Raw genomic sequence first — 22,500 nt, forward strand, 5'->3', positions numbered from 1 at the left:
TATCCAGATACCTGGGAGGTTAAGACACATGGATGAACAGACAATCAGACAGCGGATTTCCACACAGCGTGATTTTTTTGCAACCGGCGCAACACTTCCGCTTTCTTTTCGATTAAAACAATTAGAACAGCTAAAACTTGCACTCAAACGCCATGAACAAGATCTGTACACAGCACTAAAAGCGGATCTTGGAAAAAGCCGGATGGAAAGCTATATGTGCGAAATCGGTCTGACGCTTTCCGAGCTTACCTGGATGCAAAAGCATTTACCAAAGCTGATGCGCTGTAAAACCGTCCCTACTCCGCTGGCACACTTCGCCGCCAAAAGCTTTCAATCGCCATCCCCCTACGGAACCGTACTGATCATGAGTCCCTGGAATTACCCGGTACTCCTCACTTTAGAACCGCTGATCGATGCGCTCGCCGCCGGAAATACCGTCATCCTGAAGCCAAGCGCTTACGCTCCACACACCAGTCAGATTCTGAGTCAGCTTCTCAAGAAATGCTATCCGCCGGAATATGTAACGATGATCACCGGAGGCCGGGAAGAAAATCAGGCGCTCTTAAACCAGCGTTTTGACAAAATCTTTTTCACCGGAGGAAAAACGGTTGGAAAAGAAGTCCTTCGTCATGCTGCCGAATACCTGACTCCCGTCACTCTGGAGCTTGGTGGGAAAAGCCCGTGCATCGTGGATTCCACGGCGAAAATTTCTCTCACCGCAAGACGGATCGTATTCGGAAAATACCTCAACTGCGGACAGACCTGCGTTGCCCCGGATTATATCCTCTGCGATGCTTCTGTTCGAAACCAGCTGCTTCAGGCACTAGAAAAAGAAATCCACCGGCAGTTTGGCAAACAGCCTCTTCAAAATCCGGATTATGGGAAAATCATCAACGAAAAACATTTTCACCGGTTGCAGAACCTGATTGCTGCCGACAAGCTGGTCTGTGGAGGTGAGTCCGATCCGTCTGCCCTGCGCATTGCCCCGACCATCCTAAAAGATGTCATCTGGGACGATCCGGTCATGGGCGAAGAAATTTTCGGACCGATTCTTCCGGTACTTACCTATTCTGACCTGAATGATGCAATCCGGCAGGTCGAATCCCATCCCCACCCGCTTGCACTCTATCTTTTCACCGAAGATCCTGCTGCCAAAAAGAAAGTCCTTGCCAGATGTCATTTTGGCGGCGGCTGCATCAACGATACCATCATCCACCTCGCCACCAGCCAGATGCCGTTCGGCGGTGTCGGAGAAAGCGGAATGGGATGCTATCATGGGAAAGAAGGATTTGAATGCTTCACACATCAGAGAAGCATAGTCGATAAGAAAACCTGGATGGATCTCCCGATCCGGTATCAGAAGTACCGGTTCTGGAAAGAAAAAATGCTGAGAGTCTTCCTGCGCTAGGATTAGCGCGGGAAGAGCTTCCCAGCAGATATAACATCAAGAACTTCCCTTCTCAATCAGACACTGATGTTCTATCACATCAAAAGGGCTCCTCATCATAAATATCTGCCGCAATTATCCAGAATGCTCTGTACTCCCCGCAAATCGAATATTGAAATTCCAGGAAATTATTTCTGGATAATATCAGCACTTTTCACTCAGACATGTTCTGAGGCACTTGCATACGATCTTCCATATCGCCCATCCGATAAACATCCCAACTGTATTTGTTACCACATCATCCAATTGTAAATATCCTCTCTGCGTAATATGCTGTGTGATCTCTATACCACAGGAACATAAAAAACCAATCAGCACACATTTCCAACCGCTTCTGACTTGTTTAAAAACTATTGGTAACAATACACCAAAAGGAATAAACATAATAATATTCTCAATAAACATAGCATGCATATGGAAAGAATGTCCCCATGTTTCAAATAACACTAAACTAATTTCTTTCCTGCTCCCCGCTTCTCTTGAAAAAAAGACAGTCTGAAAGGTAACAATAATATAGGCAATAAATAATAACCACGCAATTCTATATTTTTTATTAATTCCATTATCCTTTTCCTGCTTTTGAGAACCTTTCTCATACACCCAACTAATAAAAAGTACAAGACAAGCACTAAAAATGATTGCCGGAATCAGCCACATTACTGGTTGATTAAAATCTTGAATTATTATTTTTTTGTACAACTTGATTTTTAATCACCTTCCTTTTTAGTATCATATCAAATCAATTATTTTAGATATTTTTATTCTTTCTTCTTTCAACAGGCTCACTTCAATTACAACAATGGTATCGCATACTTTTTCATTTTGTGCCTCCAAACGATTTTACCACTTATCCAAGATTGTTTTCAATATTATCTTTTAGTAATAATTATATCCTAAAATAAATTTCTAAATTCCACCTCTTCGTCTCGGAATGAATGACTCATCCTTGTCCACAGCTTTGTTCTTATATTTTCTGATGCTTCTTCTGTTTTTTATTGCTTCGATCATTTTTCCTCATATTCTCCTTAACCTCGTCCGGTACATCGATCAGACCGAACCGGTAGAACATTCCGTATATGATTAGGGTGTCAAAATAGTAAAAAAAGTTGCGATATTTTGATAAAGTTTTACAGTTAAAGCACCTAAATCCGTTATGCCTAACTTAACGAAATATGTTAAAAATGATAACATTATTTATGTTGTAGAAAAATACTGGGTAAAAAAGAAAGTCACTTATGTGGAAGATAAGCGACATTTGTTTTTATGATTAATCCAAAAAAGTGCCGCTCCATCATCGTTTTGATGACTTCGCGGCACTTTTATATACTCTACTATAAATAATTTCTTCCACTTCTAATTATCTCCCACACCCGGTATCCCACGCTTCCATAGTAATAACTCATCGGAGCATCTCCCGGAAAATACCTTACCATTCGGTACACATAATATAGAATCAGTCCTACACACAGAAGAATCACCCATTTTCCAAGACTCTTCGTTTCTTTTCTCTGTATGTATCTCCGCACGCCAAACCATCCCACCAGAATAATCACACCATAAATAAACGGATGCATTTTCCATGCCCCGGCAAAGTCCCCTCGCAGCACCATAAACATCGCTCTTGTAAGCCCGCATCCCGGACAAGGAAATCCCGTCATGATCACCATTGGACACAGACTGTATAAAAACTTTCTTCCTATAACAAAATAAATTGCAAATAGAAGAATCGCAATGCGGATATTCCATAAGTCCTGTAAAAGCATCTTTATTCCTGCTATTAATCTATTTTTCACAAAAGTGTTCCCAACTTTCTTATTGAGGTGCATCTTTTTTCAAAATATCCTGCACATAATCAATCGGTCTTTTTACTGCTTCCGAAATCATATCATCTGTAAAATCCATTTCATGTAAACTCCAGATAAATTTAACAGTTGTCTCCTCCTGTCCTATCTCTCGCCCTTCTATTCTACCTTCTTCTCTTCCCTCTTTTCTTCCTTCTTCTCTTCCTCGTCTAACCAACACATCACTAAATCCCGTCATCGTCATAGCCACATCCTCCTTAAATTCCTCTTCCCATTCAATATGTGAATATGTCTCTATTTCTTCTATATTTCCCACAAATACCTGATTAAGATAATCAAATATCCCTCTCTCTTCTGATTTTTCTCCCATCCGGATAACAATTACACTCATCAGGTCATAATCTTCTTCCGGTTCGTCCGTCTCTCCCAGAATATCTTCTTTCCTTATTCGGTATTCTGTCATTGTATTCCTTAATTTTACCGGTACATCCTCCAGACAGATCCAGATTGAATAACACTTCTCCAGATCTGCATAATTTGTCTTTCCAGTTGTCACTCCAAGCTGACTGCTCAAATCCCTTGCGACATAATAAAGTCCTCTTTTTATAATGGGATAGGTTGGATTCTTCGGCGTATAACTTTTCTGTCCTTCAAGATCAATATGAAGATTCACCAAAATATTTTCCTCTGAAAGCTTCGGATTGCGAATCCTAAACTTTGAATCAAACCGAATCAGCTTATCCGAACCTCCAGAAAGTTCTGTATCTTCGCCCCGTATCCGATATTCATCCGTCTCCGAAACTGGAGCATCACTGACAACCTCATCTGATGTAATCGATGCCAGATCCAGACAATTCAAGATCTCTTCCTGAGAACACCCTTCAAATTCCGGAATCACCATCTCCATAATCGGCACAATGATCTCTTTGCTCTTAAAGAGTTTCTTCACGCCCTTGTCATACTCTGCGCCAATATTTACAGATGATGCAATGTCGTATTTTGTCTCTATTTTCATTTCTATTTTGGATGATTTTCCACCTAACCGTCAACCAATAAATTTTCTTTTCCTTCTCCATTTTTTCTATTATAACATACCCCACGATATTCTAAAAATTAAATTTTCCTAACTTTCTCTTTCCATCCTTTCATCCTTCCGCAGTCGAATGAACTCAATAAAAAAAAGGATCCGGATGCATTTGCAGAAGCCTAAGAAAAACTTGTTCTTAGCCTCCGAAACAGCATCCGGATCCTTTTTTCATTATTTATTTACTTAATGATCTTCTTCGGACATTTCTCCGCACATTTTCCACAGTTTGTACATTTTTCCGGATCAATGTGTGCGATGTTATCTACTACATGTACTGCATCAGATTCACATACTTTTTCACACATCTTACATCCGATACATCCTACGGAACATACGCTCATAACGTCTTTTCCTTTATCTTTTGAGCTGCACTGTACGAGATGCTTCTGTTCATAAGGTACAAGCTCGATCAGATGTTTTGGACAGGTGGCGATACATTTACCACAGGCTTTACATGCTTCTTTGTCGACTACTGCAATTCCATCTACGATATGGATTGCATCGAACGGACATGCCTTTACGCAGCTTCCGAAACCAAGGCATCCGAAAGAACATCCTTTTGGTCCGCCATTCTGCATCATGGCTGCCATCTGGCAATCTGTAATTCCTGTATAATCATATGCCTGTTTTGCTTTTTCGCAGGTTCCTGCACATTTTACAAATGCAACTTCGTGTACGCTTTCACCGGCTTCTTCGCCCATGATCGCTGCGATCTTGGCTGCTACCGGAGCACCGCCGACCGGGCACTGTCCTACCGGAGCTTCTCCTTTTGCGATAGCTGCTGCAAGACCGGAACATCCGGCATATCCACATCCACCACAGTTGTTACCCGGAAGTTCTGCGAGAATCGCTTCTTCTTTTTCATCTACTTCAACTGCAAATTTCTTGCCTGCAATTCCAAGGAAGACACCGATGAATACGCCGGTACCGCCTACGATAAGTGCAGCAATCAATACTCCTGTTATACTCATAACACGGTCCTCCTTCTGTTAAATGATTCCTGAGAATCCAAAGAACGCGATGGACATCAGTGCTGCTGTAAGCAGTACGATCGGAGTTCCCTGGAAAGACTCACTGATATCGTTGTATTCGATCTTCTCACGGATACCAGCCATGATCACGATCGCGATCGTGAATCCGACTGCTGTGGAGAATCCGTATACAACACCTTCAAGAATGTTATATCCTTTTGTTACACAGTTCAGTGATACACCAAGTACTGCACAGTTTGTTGTGATCAACGGGAGATATACACCAAGTGCATTATAAAGCGGAGGCATAACCTTCTTGAGGAACATTTCTACAAACTGAACGAGTGCTGCGATAACCAGGATAAATACGATGGTCTGCAGATACTCAAATCCTGTCGGATGTAAGATGAACTGGTAGATCGCACCGGTAATGAAAGATGCGATTGTAATAACGAAAACAACTGCGCCGCCCATGCCGGCTGCTGTCTCAATTTTCTTAGAAACACCAAGGAAAGGACAGATACCGAGGAACTGGCTGAGTACGACGTTGTTAACAAGCGCCGAACCAACTGCTATAATAAGTAATTCTTTCATCTCTTATCTCCCTCCTATTCCTTTTCCTGACCTGTCGGGAACACGTGTCCGTCGCATCCGCCGCATGAAGCGCATCCGCCTTCACAGCATCCCTGCGCTTTGACAACTTTCTTTCCTTTTGCTTCCAGTTTCTTCATGATCTTGTTACGTGCCGCAACAAGGAATGCAAGGACAAGGAATGCACCAGGAGCAAGGATGAAAATAGTAACAGGTTCGTAGATATCAGGCATAACCTGAAATCCGAATAATTTTCCGGAACCAATCAGCTCTCTGACGATACCGATGCAGGTAAGACCAAGTGTGAATCCAAGTCCCATACCAATACCATCAAATACAGATGGAAGGACCGGGTTCTTTGATGCATATGCTTCTGCACGTCCAAGGATGATACAGTTAACTACGATCAGAGGAATATATACACCAAGTGATGCATAAAGACTAGGTACAAAACCTTCCAGAAGGAACTGTACCACGGTAACAAGTGTTGCTACAACTACGATAAATGCCGGCATACGAACCGAATCCGGAATGATCTTACGCAGCATGGAAATCAAAAGGTTTGAGAAAATCAATACCACTGTGGTAGAAAGTCCCATACCAATACCGTTGATTGCGGATGTTGTAACCGCCAGTGTCGGACACATACCAAGCATCATAACAAAGGTCGGGTTTTCTTTTACAAGACCGTTATAAAGTCTTTCTGTACATTTATTCATTTCCACTACCTCCTAACGCTGTCTGGTAATATCCAAGTGCTGTGTTGACAGCTCCTGTGACTGCACGGGAAGTGATGGTTGCACCACTCAAAGCATCGATCGGCTGTCCGTCTCCGCCATCTTTGGATACATAGAATTTTTCAGCCTGCTGTCCTGCAAACTGATTGTAAAAGCTTGGTTCTTTCGCACGCATACCAAGACCTGCTGTCTCGCTGATGGAAAGGAAAGAAATGCCATTTACCGTACCGTCACTCATGATACCGACTGTGATCTGGATATCTCCGCCGTAACCATCTTTGTCTGTTACTGTTATAACATAACCAGCTTCGCTTCCATCCATAACAGCAGAATAGACTTCATCTACTGTTGCATTCGTTCCCATCTTTTTGATTGCTTCTTTGGCTGCTTTCTGATCTACGTCCATTGCCTCAAAGGAATCTGCTTCCGGATAAACGGCCTGACAGGCTTCCTGTTTCTGCTTTGCCTGTGTCTGTGCGATTGGACCTTTTGTCACTTCGTAAGCAGCTCCAAGTACCAGACCAGATACAACGGTGATTGCTGCAAGGATCAGTGTATTTTTGATAATCTTATTCATTATTTTTCTCCTCCTTTACCGAAAGGCTTTGGAAGAGTAACTCTCTCGATCAGCGGTACAAGAAGGTTACTGAAGATGATCGCATAAGATACACCTTCTGCTGAACCACCGAACAGACGGAACAGACCAGTCAGACATCCAAGAAGGATACCATATACGATCTGCCCTTTTTTGGTGATCGGGGAAGTTACATAATCGGTTGCCATAAACCATGCTCCAAGCATCAGACCACCACCACAGAGTTCTGCTGTCATGTACTGAACGTTGAAGAATCCAATTCCATCTACAAATCCACCGAAGATTCCGATGAAAAGTGCAAATGTCACAATATATGTACCCGGGATACGAAGATCAATGATTCCTTTGAGGATCAGGATGATTGCTCCGATCACGATTGCGATAACGGATGTCTCACCGATGGTTCCGGCAATATTTCCGATCAGCATGTCCATGCTGTTCACACCGTCAAGTGCTGCATTTCCTGCTTCGATATTAGCACGGATCGTTGCCAGTGGTGTTGCACCGGATACGCCGTCATATACGAAGCTTGTCATTCTTCCTGTGAAGGAAATAAGAAGGAAACATCTTGCTCCAAGTGCAGGGTTCATGAAGTTCTGTCCCAATCCGCCAAAGAGCTGCTTTACAACCAGGATCGCGAATACACTTCCGATGATTCCCATCCAGATTGGGGCTGTCGGCGGAAGGTTGAGTGCAAGCAGAAGTCCTGTAACTGCGGCACTGAAATCCTTGATCGTAATCTTTTTATGCATCAGTTTTTCGTAAATGTACTCCGTAAGAACTGCTGCTGCTGTTGTCACAATAACAAGCAGCCATGCATGTGTGTCACGGAAGTTGTAAATTCCAAAGAAAGTTGCCGGTAACAGAGCGATGATAACCCACAGCATGATATTGCCGGTTGTCTCTTTAGAACGGATATGTGGTGAAGATGATACTTTTAACTGTTCACTCACTTTTGTTCACCTCTTCCTCTCTATTCTATTTTTTCTTTTTGTTGGCAAGTGCGGTTTTTCTCATCGATCCGATTGCCTGCTTCAGTTGTCTCTTAGCCGGACATACATAACTGCAGGATCCACATTCTACACATTCAAGCCCATTGAATTTGAGGAACGCTTCTTCGTCATGGCGTTCTGCAAAATCAGCCAGTCTTGACGGAATAATGCGGCTTGGACAGGCGTCAACGCACCGTCCACAGTTGATACATGCTGTCGGTTCACAGGCTGATACTTCATCTTTTGACATGCAAAGAATAGATGAAGATGTCTTGGTGATCGGTGTATCTGTCGTATACATCGCAAATCCCATCATCGGTCCACCTGAAATAACTTTTTCACAGCCTTCTTTGAGTCCGCCGGCGGCTTCGATCAGTTCGTTCTGGTTGGTTCCGAAGAGTACTTTGTAGTTACCAGGATTTACAACTCCATCCCCTGTTACAGTAACGACACGTTCCATAGAAGGAATGCCTTTTACTACTGCATTGTAAATGCTGATGATGGTCTCTACGTTGTCTACTACACATCCAGCATCTGCCGGAAGCATGGTAGAATTGATCGCACGTCCTGTATTTGCAAAAATCAGCTGACGTTCTGCGCCCTGTGGGTACTTTGTCATCATCTCTCTGACTTCCATACGAGGCTCGTCCTTGGTTAGCTCTTTTAATTTTGCGATACAGTCCGGTTTGTTATCTTCGATTGCAAATAAACCTTTCGCATTGTCAAAAAGCTTCAGGATCACACGCATACCTTCTACCAGAAGTTCCGGATTCTCCAGCATTCTTCTGTAATCGGCAGTAATATACGGCTCACATTCCGCACAGTTTGCAATGATATAATCAATCTTGTCTGGCTCTTTTGGTGAAAGCTTCACTCTGGTAGGGAAACCTGCTCCACCCATACCTACTACGCCAGCCTCTCCAATGATATTCAGAATCTCTTCTTTTGTCAGTTCAGAAAGAGGTTTTGGCTGTGGATATTCTACTTCTTCGTACTGACCGTCATTTGCAATGATGATACTGTTCACTTTAGAACCTGTCGGATTCACACGTGGTTCAATCGCTTTTACAGTACCTGATACGGATGCATAGATCGGTGCAGACACGAAGCCCCCCGCTTCGGCAATTTTCTGCCCTTTAAGCACATGGTCACCTTTTGCTACTACTGGCTTAGCCGGTGCTCCGATATGCTGGGATAACGGGTATACAAGATCACCCTGTGGCAGAAGTTCTACGATTGCCTTGTCTTTCGCAAGACTTTTTCCGTCGTTCGGATGAACTCCGCCTTTAAATGTCAAAAGTCCCATTTTGATATCCTTCCTTCCTGTTTTCTCTCTTATAAATATACTAAAATAAATCCTACAATTCCAGTAACTTTCGTCATTTTATTGTATATTTTCCAGTACATCTTGTTGTTTTTTTAACACAATAGTCTCCTTACACAAAAAAGAGAGGCTACTACGACCTCTCTTTGTGAATCTTCTGACTATTCGGTAAAATTTTTCATCTTACTTATCGAGATCACTTATGGATCCGAAAACTTTTTTCAGCTGTAGTTAGTTATGTCTACCAGTTTTTTCAAACAAAAGATAGAGACTTCAATCAGTCTCTATCCTTGTATATCTTATTTAATTATTCTTCAGTTTCTTCCTGAGCTTCTGCATTTTCAAGTGCTTTCATGCTAAGGCTGATCTTCTTGTCAGCTTCGTTAAGATCTACGATCTTAGCTGTAATCTCCTGACCTACAGAAAGTACGTCTGAAGGTTTTTCAACATGTGCTCTTGAGATCTGTGATACATGAAGGAGTGCATCTACTCCAGGAGCAAGTTCTACGAATGCACCAAAGTCTGTCATTCTTGCAACTTTTCCTGTTACAACTGTACCTACAGCGTACTTCTCAGCTGCGTTAGCCCATGGATTTGTCTCCGGGAATTTTAAGCTGAGTGCAACTTTTGTATCATGGATATCTTTAACAAGAACTTTAAGAGTTTCACCAACTGTGAATACTTTCTTCGGATTGTCAACTCTTCCCCATGACATCTCAGAGATATGAAGAAGTCCGTCTACTCCGCCGAGATCGATAAATGCGCCGAAATCTGTTACGTTCTTAACTGTTCCTTCGATCACATCACCGACTTTAAGTTTAGCGAAGAGTTCTTTCTGCTTTTCTGCTCTTTCGGCAACAAGAAGCTGTCTTCTGTCACCGATGATACGGTTTCTTCTTGGATTGAATTCGCTGATAACAAATTCGATTTCCTGATCTTTGTACTTAGAAAGGTCTTTTTCGTAAGTATCTGATACAAGACTCGCCGGGATGAATACTCTTGCTTCATCTACAACAACGCTTAATCCACCGCCAAGAATCTGAGTAACCGGTGCTTTCAGGACTTCTTTGTTCTCGAATGCTTCTTTTAATCTTTCGTTACCTTTTTCTGCAACAAGTCTCTTGTATGTAAGAAGAACCTGTCCTTCTCCATCATTGACTTTCAGCACTTTAACAGTCATCGGATCACCAACAGAAACAACAGTTGTAAGATCTACACTGTTATCATTGGTATATTCACTTCTGGTGATGATACCGTCTGCTTTGTATCCTATATTTAAGATGATTTCATCTGGCTTAACATCAATTACAGTACCATCTACGACCTCTCCATTATGAATTGTTTTAAATGACTCGTCTAACATTTGTTCAAAAGTTAATTCTGACATTATTTTGAACCTCCTCAATTATATTGTTGGGCGTGGATGCCCCTGCTGTAATACCTACTGTTTCCACGGACCTTAATTGATTCATATCAAAATCGTCAAGTGTCTGTATATAGTACGTATTGTGACATTCCCTGCTGCATATTTCATACAGTTTCTGGGTATTGGAACTATGTTTGTCTCCGATTACAATCATAGCATCCACCTCTTTTGCAATGCTCCTTGCTTCTGTCTGACGCTCTCTGGTTGCATTACAAATCGTATTTAAAACACTTATATCATAACCCTTTTCTGAAATAATTTCAACTAAATCTTTGAATTTATTGTAATTAAATGTCGTCTGCGACACAATACAAATTCTTTCGGATGTAGTATTTTCAAATTTTTCTGCTTCTTCTGCATTTTTTATAACGGTTACATTTTCTCCTGCCCAGCCCCGGATTCCTTCAACCTCAGGGTGATCCGGATTACCAATGATAATGATCCGGCTGCCTTTTTTACTTTCTTCGGCAACAATCTTATGGATTCTTTTCACAAACGGACAGGTTGCATCTACATATTCGATGCCTTTTTCATCCATTAGGTCACAGATTCTCTTTGGAACACCATGAGAGCGGATAATCACCAGTCCTTCTTCCAGACCTTTCAGTTCTTCCTCACTGTGCAGGACTTTTACGCCATGTGCTTCCATGTCCTTTACAACCTCTTCATTATGGATGATCGGACCATAAGTATAGATCTGTTTTCCCATCTGTTTTTCAACCTGCTCATATACTGTATCGACAGCGCGTTTTACACCAAAGCAGAATCCGGCACTTTTTGCGCGTATTACTTCCATTTTTAGTTTCCTCCTGTTGTTTTATTTTTCTGATAAGTGATTCTTTTTACATACCTAGAAATTTGAAACATGCATAGCGCAGATTCATCCGCATCTTCAGATTACATTTTTCGCCCGGAACAGTAAGTTTTTTCATGAACCGGTTCAGTGTACGTTTCTCATATTCTTCCAGTTCTTCCTCTCCATAAATCGTTTTTTCAAGGAGCTCGCACACCCGGCAGTACTCACCTTTCCGGAATGTTCCTATCTGTTCAGCAATCTTTCTGTCTGTTCTTTGATTAAATATTTTACGGGGACTTCTTTTGTTAACCATGCTCCATTTTTTGATAAGAAAAATGAATATCCATCGTCATACATATCTTTTGTTTTTACGATATAAAGCACTGGTTTTCCGTGACGTGATCCGACTTTCGTAGCTGTAGCTGCGTCTGATGATAAATGCACATATAACCTACCCTTTGGAATCAATCCTTGTTGATCAATGGATGCAACATATTTTTCTCCAGTTCCATGCCAGAGCGTTTCAGGCGGTATTGCTGCTGGTAATTCTACATCAACAGGAATCGAATGTCCCTGATTTGCCCGAATCTTTGTTTTATCTTCATTAAAAGTAAATCTTTGTTTGTTATCTGTCCGTACAATTTCTTCCAGTATTTCTCTGTTAAATTCACAGGTTTTTGAAATTCCGGCAATCAGCTCGTCTACATTTGCCCAGCCATGTTCATCCAACTGGATTCCAATTGTTTCTGGTTTGTGACGTAAAATTAAACTTACAAATTTGCTTGTGCTTGTTAAACTCATTTTCATTCTCTTTTCTTTTGGAAAATTCATATCTTTATATTACCATAATCAAATATACTGCACAATAAATGACCCAACTTATCTATACCAATTTTTGTATAAATAAATCAGATCATTTTCTTATCACTCTTAATCAACGTAAGCCGTGTAATTCGTTAACTTAAACTTGATAATGAACGCATAACTAAATCAATATCTTTATTTTCCAATTCCTGAATAATATGTAAATATGTTTTCTGTGTTGTTGTCATACTCGAATGTCCCAATCTTCTTGCTACACTAGCAATGGATACACCTGTAAACAGCAGCAAAGACGCATGCGTATGCCGCAATCCACGAATTGATATTACTGGTATATTGCATTCTTTACAGTGTCTTGCAAGTATATTGTTTACTGTTGAGTTGTATACTGCCCCATCAACAAAAATTGGCTTATCCTCTGGCAAATGCTTAATTAGTTCAGAAAATCTCATTCCTGTTTTTGCAATCAACAAAATAAAATAGTCCCAATTCATCTTATCTTTCAGCTCTAGTGATGCCAATAAATTGTTGTCCTACTTGTCACGGTAATTATCCTGCTCGAATCATCGATGTTATAAATGGTAAAGCAGATTGTCCTTATTGTTCCGGTCGTAAAGCACTTCCTGGAAAAACATCCTTTGCCGCGCTTCATCCTGATTTAATGGAAGATTGGGATTTTATTGCAAACTATTGCCTTGTAAATCCCGATGAAATATTAGATACATATTCACAAAAGGTTTGGTGGAATTGTAAAAGAAGTTCTGAACACAAATATCCGTTAAGTCCAGCTGATAAAGTTTTCTATCAGAAGAGACATCGTGAATCCTGCCCTTATTGTAAAGGACGCCGTAGAAAAAAGAAATTTTTCTAAAATTAACAAAATAGTTTCATCAAAAAAGGAATTTTCAAATGGTTGATTACCAAATGAAAATTCCTTTATTTTGTACGTTTTTGAGCTTTTTCAGTAAAAAAATTTTTTTACTTGCATCTTTTACTTTCTATTTAGATCTTATTCTTACCAGTATCTTCTATACCAGTGGTATGCATAATCAACACTTGTATAACATACGACCTCACCCGGCTGCGGTGCATGAATCATCTGTCCGCCTCCTGCGTAGATTCCCACATGTCCTCCGTAACATACAACATCACCCGGCTGCGGGTCTGACACTGCCTGTCCGCCACTTCCCTGACTGTATGAGTTACGTGTAATTGGAATACCACATGCCTGATGTGCCAGGTATACAAGACCTGAACAATCAACACCACTTCCCGAAGTACCGCCCCATACATAAGGAACTCCAAGGTATGCTGCTGCTGCACTTAAAATAGCGCTTCCGTTGCCATATGTACTTCCACCGTTATCACTACTGCTGTTATTATTACTTGTATCCGGAGTCACTGTCGGGGTACTTGGCGTACTTGGTGTACTTGGCGTACTTGGTGCACTCGGTGTAACGGTTGTGTTGTTATTACCATTGTTATTTGTTGTATTACCTACAGTCTGTGAACCACTGTTGCTTGTCGATGCAACGGTCGAATTTGACTTTGTTGACTCAGCTGCTTTTGCTGCCTTTGCAGCTTCTTCTGCCTGCCTCTTTGCTTCAGCTGCTGCTACAGCTGCCTGAAGCTGTTGATCCAGATCTGCGACTTCTTCTTTCTTAGATTCCAGCGTATTACTCAGCGTCGTCTGCTCTGCCTCATAATCAGACTGCATAGACTCCAGATTCGCCTGATCTTCTTCAAGCTGTGCTTTCAGATCTGCAATCTGCTGCTTGGTATCAATATATTCCTGAAGCTGCTTTCTATCATAACTATGTACGTTCTGAACATACTCTGCTTTGTTAAGCAAGTCTGAGAAATTCTCAGCACTGATCAGAGTCTCAATCGCAGTCGAGTTGCCTTCTTCATACATATACTTGATACGCTTCTTCATATCTTCGTACTGCTGATGTTCTTTTTCTTTAGCAACAGTAAGATCATCCTGTGCCTGTGTGATCTGCTGACCTGTTGACACCAGATCATCTTCCAGCTTACTCATTTTTTCAATTAGTGTCTGCAATTCTGACTGAAGAGAATTCACTTCACTCTGTGCTGCATTTTTACTATTCTGCAGATTGCTGACATCATCTGCAAATACTGGCGTAACTACCATTGAACTTGCAAGAACAGATGCCAAAAATGCTTGTTTAAATTTTCTCATAATCACCCATCCTATATTTTTTACTAATTATTTTCCTAACCCTGTGGTCGATTATATACCATTTTTCTATTTTTTGCAATACAATTTAACATTTTTGTAATATTCTACTAGGGTATCATAATATACTGATATTTTCGTTATCACTCCTAATAACCATTCCTTGCGTAATCCTTATTATTTATGCTAAACTGACTTCATAATCAATAAATCTAGAATACTAAATAAGAAAGAAGGATTCCACTATGAATTTCAAATTCAACCATAACAACTTAAATGTACGTGACCTTGAAAAATCAATTCAATTCTACAAAGATGCACTCGGACTCACCGTAGTCCGCGAAAAAGATGCTGCTGACGGAAGTTTTAAGCTCGTCTACCTCAGTGATGGAAGCTCCGTTCATCAGCTCGAGCTCACCTGGCTTCGCGACATGGACCGCCCATACGACCTCGGCGACAACGAAATCCACCTCGCCTTCACCGTAGACGACATGGATGCCGCCCTCGCACACCATAAAGAAATGAACTGCGTCTGTTTCGAAAATGAGTCCATGGGCATCTACTTCATCGAAGACCCAGACGGTTACTGGTTAGAAATTGTACCTGAAAAATAAATCTATTGCACATTTTCATTAAAGGCGTAGCCCGCCGCAAGGTGCAGGAACCACTTCCTACACCTTGCGGCGGGCTACGCCTTCATAAAATCAAACGCCACTAATTACTGTACTGACAGATTCGTATACCCCATCAGATCCAGATCTATCTGCTGTGCCGCTTCTCTTCCTTCCCGGATTGCCCACACAACCAGTGACTGTCCTCTGTGCATATCTCCTGCCGTAAATATATTCGGCACATTCGTTTTATACTCACCCGGAGCTGTTTTAACATTCGTGCGCTCATTGACTTCCACACCGAATGCCTTTGTCACATAATCCTCACTTCCGAGGAACCCCGCTGCGATCAGCACCAGTTCTGCATTTACCGTGTACTCACTTCCTGCGACCTCTGCCATCATCATACGTTCGGTCTTTTCATCCTTCTTGCTTTCCAGTTTCACAAGAACCACCTTGCAAAGATTTCCATTCTTATCTTTGACAAATTCCTTTACCGTTGTCTGATAAACCCTCGGATCATGTCCCCAGAGAGCAATTGCTTCCTGCTGACCATAGTCTGTCTTGCAGACTCTCGGCCACTCCGGCCATGGATTCATAGCGCTTCTCTCATCCGGAAGTTTCGGCATCATTTCCAGCTGAAGAACGGATTTTGCACCATGACGGATCGACGTTCCAACACAGTCATTTCCCGTATCGCCACCACCGATGACAATTACATTTTTGCCCTTTGCAGAAATATATTCGCCTTCTTTCAGCTGCATCTCATTTTTCCAGAGACATTTCGTAGTTGATTTCAGAAAATCTACTGCAAAGTAGATTCCTTTTGCATCTCTTCCGGGTACTTTTATATCACGCGGATGGGATGCACCGCAACAAAGCACCACCCGGTCAAACGCTTTCAGAAGTTCTGCAGATTTCTTATCTTTTCCAATATTGCATCCAGTTTCAAAACGGATGCCTTCTTCTTCCATTACTGCAAGTTTCCGGTCGATGAACTGTTTTTCCAGCTTCATATTCGGGATTCCATAGCGGAGAAGTCCACCCGGCTTATCTTCCCGCTCAAATACTGTTACCAGATGTCCTCGTTTATTTAACTGATCTGCGACTGCGAGACCGGAAGGTCCGGAACCGATTATCGCTATCTTTTTGCCGGTACGCGCTTTCGGCGGACATGCTTTTGCATATCCCTTTTCGTAAGCATTTTCAATAATCCCATATTCATTTGCTTTAGTCGTCACCGGGCTTCCGTGCAGGTTGCAGGTACATGCCGCCTCACAAAGTCCCGGGCATACCCTGGAAGTAAATTCCGGAAAATTGTTTGTCTTTTTCAGCCGGTAATATGCCTCTTCCCAGTTGCCGTGATAAATCAGGTCATTCCACTCCGGCACCAGATTATGCAGAGGACAGCCGCTTGCCATCCCTGCGATCATCTGTCCCGCCTGGCAGAACGGGACGCCGCATGCCATACATCTGGCGCCCTGTATTTCCTGCTCTTCTTTTGACAGAGGCGTGTGGAATTCCCGGAAATGCTTAATTCTCTCTTTTGGAGATTCGCACTCTGCATCGCGTCTGTCATAATCCATAAATCCTGTTGCTTTTCCCACGTTTTTGGCCTCCTATCTTCCTTCTTTGATCGCATAAAATGCTTCGGTTTTTGCCTGTTCGCTGCTGAGACCTTTTTCTTCCAGCTGAAGGATGCGGGTCAGCATTCTCTCGTAATCACGCGGAATGATCTTCTTAAACTTCGGCAGGTATTCTTTGAAATGATCCAGGATTTCTTTTCCCGTCTCGGAATTGGTTGCTGCTACATGTTCTTCGATCATACCTTTCAATTCAGATACATCGAACTTAGATGTTACTTTTTCGATATTAACCATCTGTTTGTTGACTTTTGTATAAAGATCACTGTCCATATCCAGAACGTAGGCAACACCGCCACTCATACCTGCTGCAAAGTTCTTTCCGGTCTTGCCAAGAATTGCAACCCGTCCACCAGTCATATATTCGCATCCATGATCACCGACCCCTTCTACAACTGCTGTTGCTCCGGAGTTACGGACACAGAAACGTTCGCCTGCCACACCATTGATATAGGCTTTTCCGCTTGTTGCACCATAAAGCGCTACGTTACCAATAATAATATTTTCATCAGCTTTAAATTTCACACCAGTCGGCGGATAAACGATCAGTTTACCACCGGAAAGTCCTTTCCCAAAATAATCATTGCTGTCACCGGTCAGTTCCAGTGTCAGACCTTTTGGTATAAATGCTCCGAATGACTGTCCGCCTGCGCCCTTACATTTCAGCACATAGCTGTCTTCTTCCAGTCCGTCCGGATAACGTCTTGTAATCTCAGAACCGAAGATTGTGCCGAATGTACGGTCTGTATTTTTTACATCCAGCTCCAGGATTCTCTTCTGTTTCTTTTCCAGTGACGGAAGAAGTTCCTTTACCAGAACTCTTTCATCCAGTGTTTTATTTAGTTCAAAATCAAAGACTTTCTTCGGATTGAAGATCATGCCTTTCTTCTCTTTTGCATACGGATTATTGAGGATTCTAGAAAGATCCAGTGTTGCGGCACGTTTGGATGTCGGCACATCTCTCACTTTCAGAAGGTCTGTCCTTCCCACCAGTTCATCCACAGTACGAATGCCAAGTTTTGCCATATATTCTCTTAATTCTTCCGCGATAAAACGCATGAAATTGATGACATATTCTGGTTTTCCGGCAAATCTCTTTCTCAGTTCCGGATTCTGGGTTGCAATTCCGACCGGACAGGTATCCAGGTTACATACACGCATCATTACGCACCCCATGGTTACAAGCGGTGCCGTCGCAAATCCAAATTCCTCTGCACCGAGAAGTGCTGCGATCGCCACATCACGACCACTCATCAGCTTACCGTCTGTCTCGATACGGACTCTTTCTCTCAGTCCGTTCTGGATCAGTGTCTGATGTGTTTCAGAAAGTCCAAGCTCCCACGGAAGTCCGGTATTATGGATAGAACTTCTCGGTGCTGCTCCTGTACCTCCGTCATAACCGGAGATCAGAACCAGTCCGGCTCCTGCTTTTGCAACACCCGCTGCAACCGTTCCGACACCGGCTTCAGATACCAGTTTGACAGAAATTCTTGCATCCTTGTTTGCATTTTTACAGTCATAAATCAGTTGTGCCAGATCTTCGATCGAGTAAATATCGTGATGCGGCGGCGGTGAGATCAGTCCCACACCCGGCGTAGAATGTCTGGTTTTTGCTACCCAAGGGTAAACCTTTCCCCCAGGCAGATGTCCACCTTCTCCAGGTTTTGCTCCCTGCGCCATCTTGATCTGGATCTCTTTTGCACTGACAAGATATCTGCTTGTAACACCAAAACGTCCACTGGCAACCTGTTTGATTGCAGAGCCTCTGTCGGTTCCAAGGCGCTCGATATCCTCTCCGCCTTCACCGGAGTTTGACTTACCGTGCAGTGCATTCATTGCAAGGGCAAGGGTTTCGTGTGCTTCCTTTGAAATTGATCCGTAAGACATTGCACCGGTCTTGAATCTGGTCACGATCGAATCCACACTCTCTACTTCTGAAAGCGGAACTCCTTTCTTTGGATAATTGAAGTCCATCTGTCCACGGAGTGTGATTCCTTTGGATTCTTCATCAACCATCTGCGTGTACTGCTTGAACATTTCATAATCCCCGCGCCTTGTGGACTGCTGGAGCATATGGATCGTTCTCGGGTTGTACAGATGCTTTTCACCACCGCTCTTCGACTTGTGCTGTCCCACACTGTTCAACGTCAGATCTACGGAAAGTCCCAGCGGATCAAAGGCCTCGGAATGCCTTGCCATATAATCTTTTGCAATTTCTTCCAGTCCGATACCACCGACACGGCTGACAGTTCCGGTGAAATATTTTTCAATGAATTCCGGTTTTAATCCAATCGCTTCAAAGATCATGGATCCCTGATAAGACTGGATCGTGGAAATTCCCATCTTCGATGCAATTTTGACAATTCCGCTTATAACAGCTTCATTATAGTCATTGACTGCTGCATAATAATCTTTCTGAAGCATATCTGTATCGATCAGCTGTTTGATCGATTCATGTGCAAGATACGGGTTGATCGCAGATGCACCATATCCCAAAAGCGTTGCGAAATGATGTACTTCTCTTGGTTCTCCGGTCTCAAGGATCATGGCAACCTCTGTTCTTCTCTTAGTTCTTACCAGATGCTGATGAACCGCTGAGGTTGCAAGCAGGGACGGGATCGCAATATGATATTCATCCACACCTCTGTCACTTAAGATCAGGATATTCATGCCTTCACGGATTGCACGGTCTACCTGGATAAACAGATAATCGATCGCTTTTTCCAGGCTGGAGTTTTTATAATAAGTAGTAGAAATTTCTGCCACACGGAAACCGTCGACTTTCATGTTACGGATCTTCAGGAGATCGGTATCTGTCAGGATCGGATCATTGATCTTCAGTACATGACAATTTTCCTCTTTCTGTTCCAAAAGGTTTCCTTCTTCTCCGACATATACCGTTGTCGAAGTCACGATTTTTTCACGGATCGCGTCGATCGGCGGGTTCGTTACCTGTGCAAATAACTGTTTAAAATATCCAAACAAAGACTGATGCTGCTCAGAAAGAACGGCAAGTGGTGCATCGATACCCATGGCTCCGATTCCTTCGCTTCCATTCATTGCCATATTTAAAATAGAAGTCTTCACTTCTTCGTAAGAATATCCAAATGCTTTCTGCAGTCTCTGGCATTCTTCTCTAGAATACTGCGGTACTTTCTGATTCGGGATCTTTAAATCGCTTAAATTGACCAACTGACTGTTCAACCATTCGCCATAAGGCTGTCTTGCCGCATATTCTTCTTTCAGTTCCTGGTCGTCAATAACACGCCCCTGAACGGTATCAACAAGAAGCATCTTACCTGGATGGATTCTTTCTTTGACTACGATCTTCTCCGGCGGGATATCCAGAACACCAACCTCAGAAGAAAGGATCAGTGTGTCATCATCTGTGATGTAATATCTGGAAGGTCTGAGTCCATTTCGGTCAAGTACAGCTCCTAAAATATCTCCATCTGAGAACAGGATGGATGCCGGTCCGTCCCATGGCTCCATCATCGTTGCGTAATACTGATAGAAATCCTTGACCTTCTGTGACATCGTTGCATTCTGTGCCCATGGCTCCGGAATAGTGATCATAACTGCCAACGGAAGCGGCATACCACTCATCACCATAAATTCCAGCGTGTTATCCAGCATGGCAGAATCGGAACCTGCGGTATTGATTGCCGGAAGGACTTTATAAAGCTCTCCTTCCAGATGCTCGGATTCCATGTTTTCCTCTCTAGCCCGCATCTTATCTGCATTGCCACGAATGGTATTGATTTCTCCGTTATGTACGATGAAACGGTTCGGATGTGCTCTTTCCCAGCTGGGATTAGTGTTTGTACTGAATCTGGAATGTACAACTGCAATTGCAGATTCATAATCCGGGTTCTGCAGATCTTCAAAGAACATCCGGAGCTGTTTTACAAGGAACATTCCTTTGTACACGATGGTTCTGCTTGACAGGGATGCTACATAGGTATCATCACTGCTCTGTTCAAAGACTCTTCTTACCACATAAAGTCTGCGGTCAAAATCCAGTCCTTGTTTTACTTTTTTCGGTCGTTCGATAAATCCCTGCATAATGCACGGCATGCATTCGAGTGCTTTCTTTCCAAGGATCTCTTTACGGATCGGCACTTCCCTCCATCCAAGGAATTTCAGTCCTTCTTTTTCGACAATGACTTCGAAAATATTTTTTGCCTGATTCCTTTTCAGTTCGTCCTGTGGGAAGAAAAACATTCCCACACCGTAATCTCTCTCAGAACCTAAAAAGATGCCGAGGGGACGACAGACATTTGTAAAGAACTTGTGCGAAATCTGTAACAGTATTCCTACACCGTCTCCTGTCTTCCCTTCGGCATCCTTGCCAGCTCTATGTTCAAGATTTTCTACGATTTTCAGCGCATTTGCGACTGTATCATGACTCTTTTGCCCTTTGATGTTCACAACAGCTCCGATCCCGCAGTTGTCATGCTCAAAATCAGGGCTGTATAAGCCTTGTTCTGTATTTTGTTGTATTACGCTCATATAACCTGCCCTTTCTGTAAAACGGTTTTGTTGTTGCTTTTATGATTTAACACTATACAGCATTTGTCCGCAAAAGTAAACCCCTAATTTTACAGAAATTGTCAGATATTATTTATTTTGTAAACTTTTTCAGTATTTTTCAGTTAATTATCGTATTTCTTGTCTTATATTTTTTATTTTTACATAAATTATAACAGTAATCAACGTAGCCAATACAGTAATTCCAACTGCTTTTCCCTCTGTTCCCAGAATCCATTCAAAGCCCCCATACCACGAAAGCAATAATGACGTAATATTCACAACAATATGGAACAGGATCGGAGCTGCAATATTCCGGAATTTCTCATAAATGCAGGCAAGCAGAAGTCCGAGTACCATTGCATAAAGTCCCTGTGGCAGATTTCCATGACCGACACCGAACAAAATGGCTACAAACACACCTGCCTGCACAGCGGTAAGACTCTCGCGCATCCGCCGGTAGATCATCCCGCGGTAAACAAGCTCTTCTGCGACCGGAGCCAGAATCCCGGCTCCCGCCAGCTGAAGCCAACGCGGTGCACTGTAAATGATCTGCTCTGTGCTCTGATAAACCTGGCTGATCCTCTGCATATTCATCAGCATGACGATATCATTCATCGCCACACACGCAGTCACTGCACCGACGATCATAACAAGCCACATTCCATATCGGGAAGCCGCTTTATATTTCCACCAGGATTCCTGCTGCTTTTCATAGCGTCCCTGATCTTTCCGGTAGATCCACACAATCATTGGGATCGTGATGATCGAAGAGACTGCCCCAATTCCCATATTGCTGCGTAGACCGCAGGAAAGTGCAAATGTCGCTACTGCGATCTCCACACCCCATTTGATCAGAACCGCACTGAACAAATACCAGATAATTCTCCCTGTTTTCCTGTCTCGCATTCTTCATCTCCGCCTTC

Annotated in this window: 21 protein-coding genes; 3 read left to right on the plus strand and 18 right to left on the minus strand. The window is 42.6% G+C overall.

The window, feature by feature from the left end:
- Positions 1–7 precede the first annotated feature (7 nt).
- The gene (locus NQ556_RS09695) at positions 8–1,408 is read left to right on the plus strand and encodes an aldehyde dehydrogenase (RefSeq protein ID WP_259812414.1); all 1,401 of its coding nucleotides are present in this window, start codon (positions 8–10) and stop codon (positions 1,406–1,408) included.
- A gap of 183 nt (positions 1,409–1,591) precedes the next feature.
- On the opposite strand, the gene NQ556_RS09700 is transcribed toward NQ556_RS09695, so the two are convergent.
- The 14 genes from NQ556_RS09700 to NQ556_RS09765 form a co-directional block, all read right to left on the minus strand.
- Positions 1,592–2,146, minus strand: coding sequence for a VanZ family protein (locus NQ556_RS09700; protein WP_173699101.1), 555 nt, complete (start codon positions 2,144–2,146; stop codon positions 1,592–1,594).
- A gap of 632 nt (positions 2,147–2,778) precedes the next feature.
- Positions 2,779–3,210, minus strand: a complete 432-nt coding sequence (locus NQ556_RS09705) for a DUF2752 domain-containing protein (protein WP_022220473.1) — start codon at positions 3,208–3,210, stop codon at positions 2,779–2,781.
- A 49-nt stretch (positions 3,211–3,259) separates the two neighbouring features.
- Complete coding sequence (locus tag NQ556_RS09710) at positions 3,260–4,264, minus strand: hypothetical protein (protein ID WP_008375117.1); 1,005 nt, start codon at positions 4,262–4,264, stop codon at positions 3,260–3,262.
- A 251-nt stretch (positions 4,265–4,515) separates the two neighbouring features.
- Positions 4,516–5,307, minus strand: a complete 792-nt coding sequence (locus NQ556_RS09715; protein ID WP_008375116.1) for an RnfABCDGE type electron transport complex subunit B — start codon at positions 5,305–5,307, stop codon at positions 4,516–4,518.
- A gap of 18 nt (positions 5,308–5,325) precedes the next feature.
- On the minus strand, positions 5,326–5,901 hold the full coding sequence (locus tag NQ556_RS09720) for an electron transport complex protein RnfA (RefSeq protein WP_008375114.1): 576 nt from the start codon (positions 5,899–5,901) through the stop codon (positions 5,326–5,328).
- 14 nt (positions 5,902–5,915) lie between these two features.
- Entirely contained in the window at positions 5,916–6,617 is a 702-nt protein-coding gene (gene rsxE, locus NQ556_RS09725) for an electron transport complex subunit RsxE (RefSeq protein ID WP_022220472.1), read from the minus strand.
- The gene (locus NQ556_RS09730; protein WP_022220471.1) at positions 6,610–7,212 is read right to left on the minus strand and encodes an RnfABCDGE type electron transport complex subunit G; all 603 of its coding nucleotides are present in this window, start codon (positions 7,210–7,212) and stop codon (positions 6,610–6,612) included. Before NQ556_RS09730 ends, rsxE begins: the two co-directional genes overlap by 8 nt.
- Positions 7,212–8,183, minus strand: a complete 972-nt coding sequence (locus NQ556_RS09735) for an RnfABCDGE type electron transport complex subunit D (RefSeq protein WP_022220470.1) — start codon at positions 8,181–8,183, stop codon at positions 7,212–7,214. The genes NQ556_RS09730 and NQ556_RS09735 overlap by 1 nt, the downstream gene beginning before the upstream one ends.
- A gap of 25 nt (positions 8,184–8,208) precedes the next feature.
- Positions 8,209–9,528, minus strand: coding sequence for an electron transport complex subunit RsxC (gene rsxC, locus NQ556_RS09740; RefSeq protein WP_022220469.1), 1,320 nt, complete (start codon positions 9,526–9,528; stop codon positions 8,209–8,211).
- A gap of 325 nt (positions 9,529–9,853) precedes the next feature.
- The gene (gene rpsA, locus NQ556_RS09745; RefSeq protein ID WP_008375104.1) at positions 9,854–10,933 is read right to left on the minus strand and encodes a 30S ribosomal protein S1; all 1,080 of its coding nucleotides are present in this window, start codon (positions 10,931–10,933) and stop codon (positions 9,854–9,856) included.
- The gene (gene ispH, locus NQ556_RS09750) at positions 10,914–11,768 is read right to left on the minus strand and encodes a 4-hydroxy-3-methylbut-2-enyl diphosphate reductase (RefSeq protein ID WP_008375102.1); all 855 of its coding nucleotides are present in this window, start codon (positions 11,766–11,768) and stop codon (positions 10,914–10,916) included. The genes rpsA and ispH overlap by 20 nt, the downstream gene beginning before the upstream one ends.
- 46 nt (positions 11,769–11,814) lie before the next feature.
- Entirely contained in the window at positions 11,815–11,982 is a 168-nt protein-coding gene (locus NQ556_RS09755; protein WP_008375100.1) for a hypothetical protein, read from the minus strand.
- 29 nt (positions 11,983–12,011) lie between these two features.
- Complete coding sequence (locus tag NQ556_RS09760) at positions 12,012–12,569, minus strand: RNA 2'-phosphotransferase (protein WP_022220468.1); 558 nt, start codon at positions 12,567–12,569, stop codon at positions 12,012–12,014.
- 155 nt (positions 12,570–12,724) lie between these two features.
- On the minus strand, positions 12,725–13,111 hold the full coding sequence (locus tag NQ556_RS09765) for a site-specific integrase (RefSeq protein WP_008375096.1): 387 nt from the start codon (positions 13,109–13,111) through the stop codon (positions 12,725–12,727).
- 140 nt (positions 13,112–13,251) lie between these two features.
- On the opposite strand from NQ556_RS09765, the gene NQ556_RS16860 reads away from it, so the two are divergent.
- Positions 13,252–13,461 (plus strand): zinc-ribbon domain-containing protein, encoded by a 210-nt coding sequence (locus NQ556_RS16860; RefSeq protein WP_008375094.1) that lies wholly within the window; start codon positions 13,252–13,254, stop codon positions 13,459–13,461.
- 144 nt (positions 13,462–13,605) lie between these two features.
- Here NQ556_RS16860 and NQ556_RS09770 read toward each other — a convergent pair whose 3' ends face one another.
- Positions 13,606–14,793 (minus strand): C40 family peptidase, encoded by a 1,188-nt coding sequence (locus NQ556_RS09770; RefSeq protein ID WP_008375092.1) that lies wholly within the window; start codon positions 14,791–14,793, stop codon positions 13,606–13,608.
- 242 nt (positions 14,794–15,035) lie between these two features.
- Between NQ556_RS09770 and NQ556_RS09775 the strand changes: the two genes are divergently transcribed.
- Entirely contained in the window at positions 15,036–15,404 is a 369-nt protein-coding gene (locus tag NQ556_RS09775; protein WP_008375090.1) for a VOC family protein, read from the plus strand.
- A gap of 104 nt (positions 15,405–15,508) precedes the next feature.
- Here the strand turns inward: NQ556_RS09775 and NQ556_RS09780 are convergent, their stop codons facing one another.
- From NQ556_RS09780 to NQ556_RS09790, 3 genes are all read right to left on the minus strand, one after another.
- Positions 15,509–17,008 carry a glutamate synthase subunit beta gene (locus NQ556_RS09780; protein WP_022219958.1) on the minus strand — a complete coding sequence of 500 codons (1,500 nt, stop codon included), beginning with the start codon at positions 17,006–17,008 and terminating at the stop codon, positions 15,509–15,511.
- A 12-nt stretch (positions 17,009–17,020) separates the two neighbouring features.
- Complete coding sequence (gltB, locus tag NQ556_RS09785) at positions 17,021–21,556, minus strand: glutamate synthase large subunit (RefSeq protein WP_008375087.1); 4,536 nt, start codon at positions 21,554–21,556, stop codon at positions 17,021–17,023.
- 147 nt (positions 21,557–21,703) lie between these two features.
- On the minus strand, positions 21,704–22,483 hold the full coding sequence (locus NQ556_RS09790; protein WP_008375085.1) for a CPBP family intramembrane glutamic endopeptidase: 780 nt from the start codon (positions 22,481–22,483) through the stop codon (positions 21,704–21,706).
- Positions 22,484–22,500 lie beyond the last annotated feature (17 nt).

The sequence above is a fragment of the Coprococcus comes ATCC 27758 genome (assembly GCF_025149785.1).
Taxonomy (GTDB): domain Bacteria; phylum Bacillota; class Clostridia; order Lachnospirales; family Lachnospiraceae; genus Allocoprococcus; species Allocoprococcus comes.

Coding starts and splice junctions, on each gene's coding strand:
- NQ556_RS09705 (WP_022220473.1), bottom strand. CDS start 3,210: ATGCTTTTACAGGACTTATGGAATATCCGCATTGCGATTCTTCTATTT.
- NQ556_RS09710 (WP_008375117.1), bottom strand. CDS start 4,264: ATGAAAATAGAGACAAAATACGACATTGCATCATCTGTAAATATTGGC.
- NQ556_RS09715 (WP_008375116.1), bottom strand. CDS start 5,307: ATGAGTATAACAGGAGTATTGATTGCTGCACTTATCGTAGGCGGTACC.
- NQ556_RS09720 (WP_008375114.1), bottom strand. CDS start 5,901: ATGAAAGAATTACTTATTATAGCAGTTGGTTCGGCGCTTGTTAACAAC.
- rsxE (WP_022220472.1), bottom strand. CDS start 6,617: ATGAATAAATGTACAGAAAGACTTTATAACGGTCTTGTAAAAGAAAAC.
- NQ556_RS09730 (WP_022220471.1), bottom strand. CDS start 7,212: ATGAATAAGATTATCAAAAATACACTGATCCTTGCAGCAATCACCGTT.
- rsxC (WP_022220469.1), bottom strand. CDS start 9,528: ATGGGACTTTTGACATTTAAAGGCGGAGTTCATCCGAACGACGGAAAA.
- rpsA (WP_008375104.1), bottom strand. CDS start 10,933: ATGTCAGAATTAACTTTTGAACAAATGTTAGACGAGTCATTTAAAACA.
- ispH (WP_008375102.1), bottom strand. CDS start 11,768: ATGGAAGTAATACGCGCAAAAAGTGCCGGATTCTGCTTTGGTGTAAAA.
- NQ556_RS09760 (WP_022220468.1), bottom strand. CDS start 12,569: ATGAGTTTAACAAGCACAAGCAAATTTGTAAGTTTAATTTTACGTCAC.
- NQ556_RS16860 (WP_008375094.1), top strand. CDS start 13,252: ATGGAAGATTGGGATTTTATTGCAAACTATTGCCTTGTAAATCCCGAT.
- NQ556_RS09770 (WP_008375092.1), bottom strand. CDS start 14,793: ATGAGAAAATTTAAACAAGCATTTTTGGCATCTGTTCTTGCAAGTTCA.
- NQ556_RS09775 (WP_008375090.1), top strand. CDS start 15,036: ATGAATTTCAAATTCAACCATAACAACTTAAATGTACGTGACCTTGAA.
- gltB (WP_008375087.1), bottom strand. CDS start 21,556: ATGAGCGTAATACAACAAAATACAGAACAAGGCTTATACAGCCCTGAT.
- NQ556_RS09790 (WP_008375085.1), bottom strand. CDS start 22,483: ATGCGAGACAGGAAAACAGGGAGAATTATCTGGTATTTGTTCAGTGCG.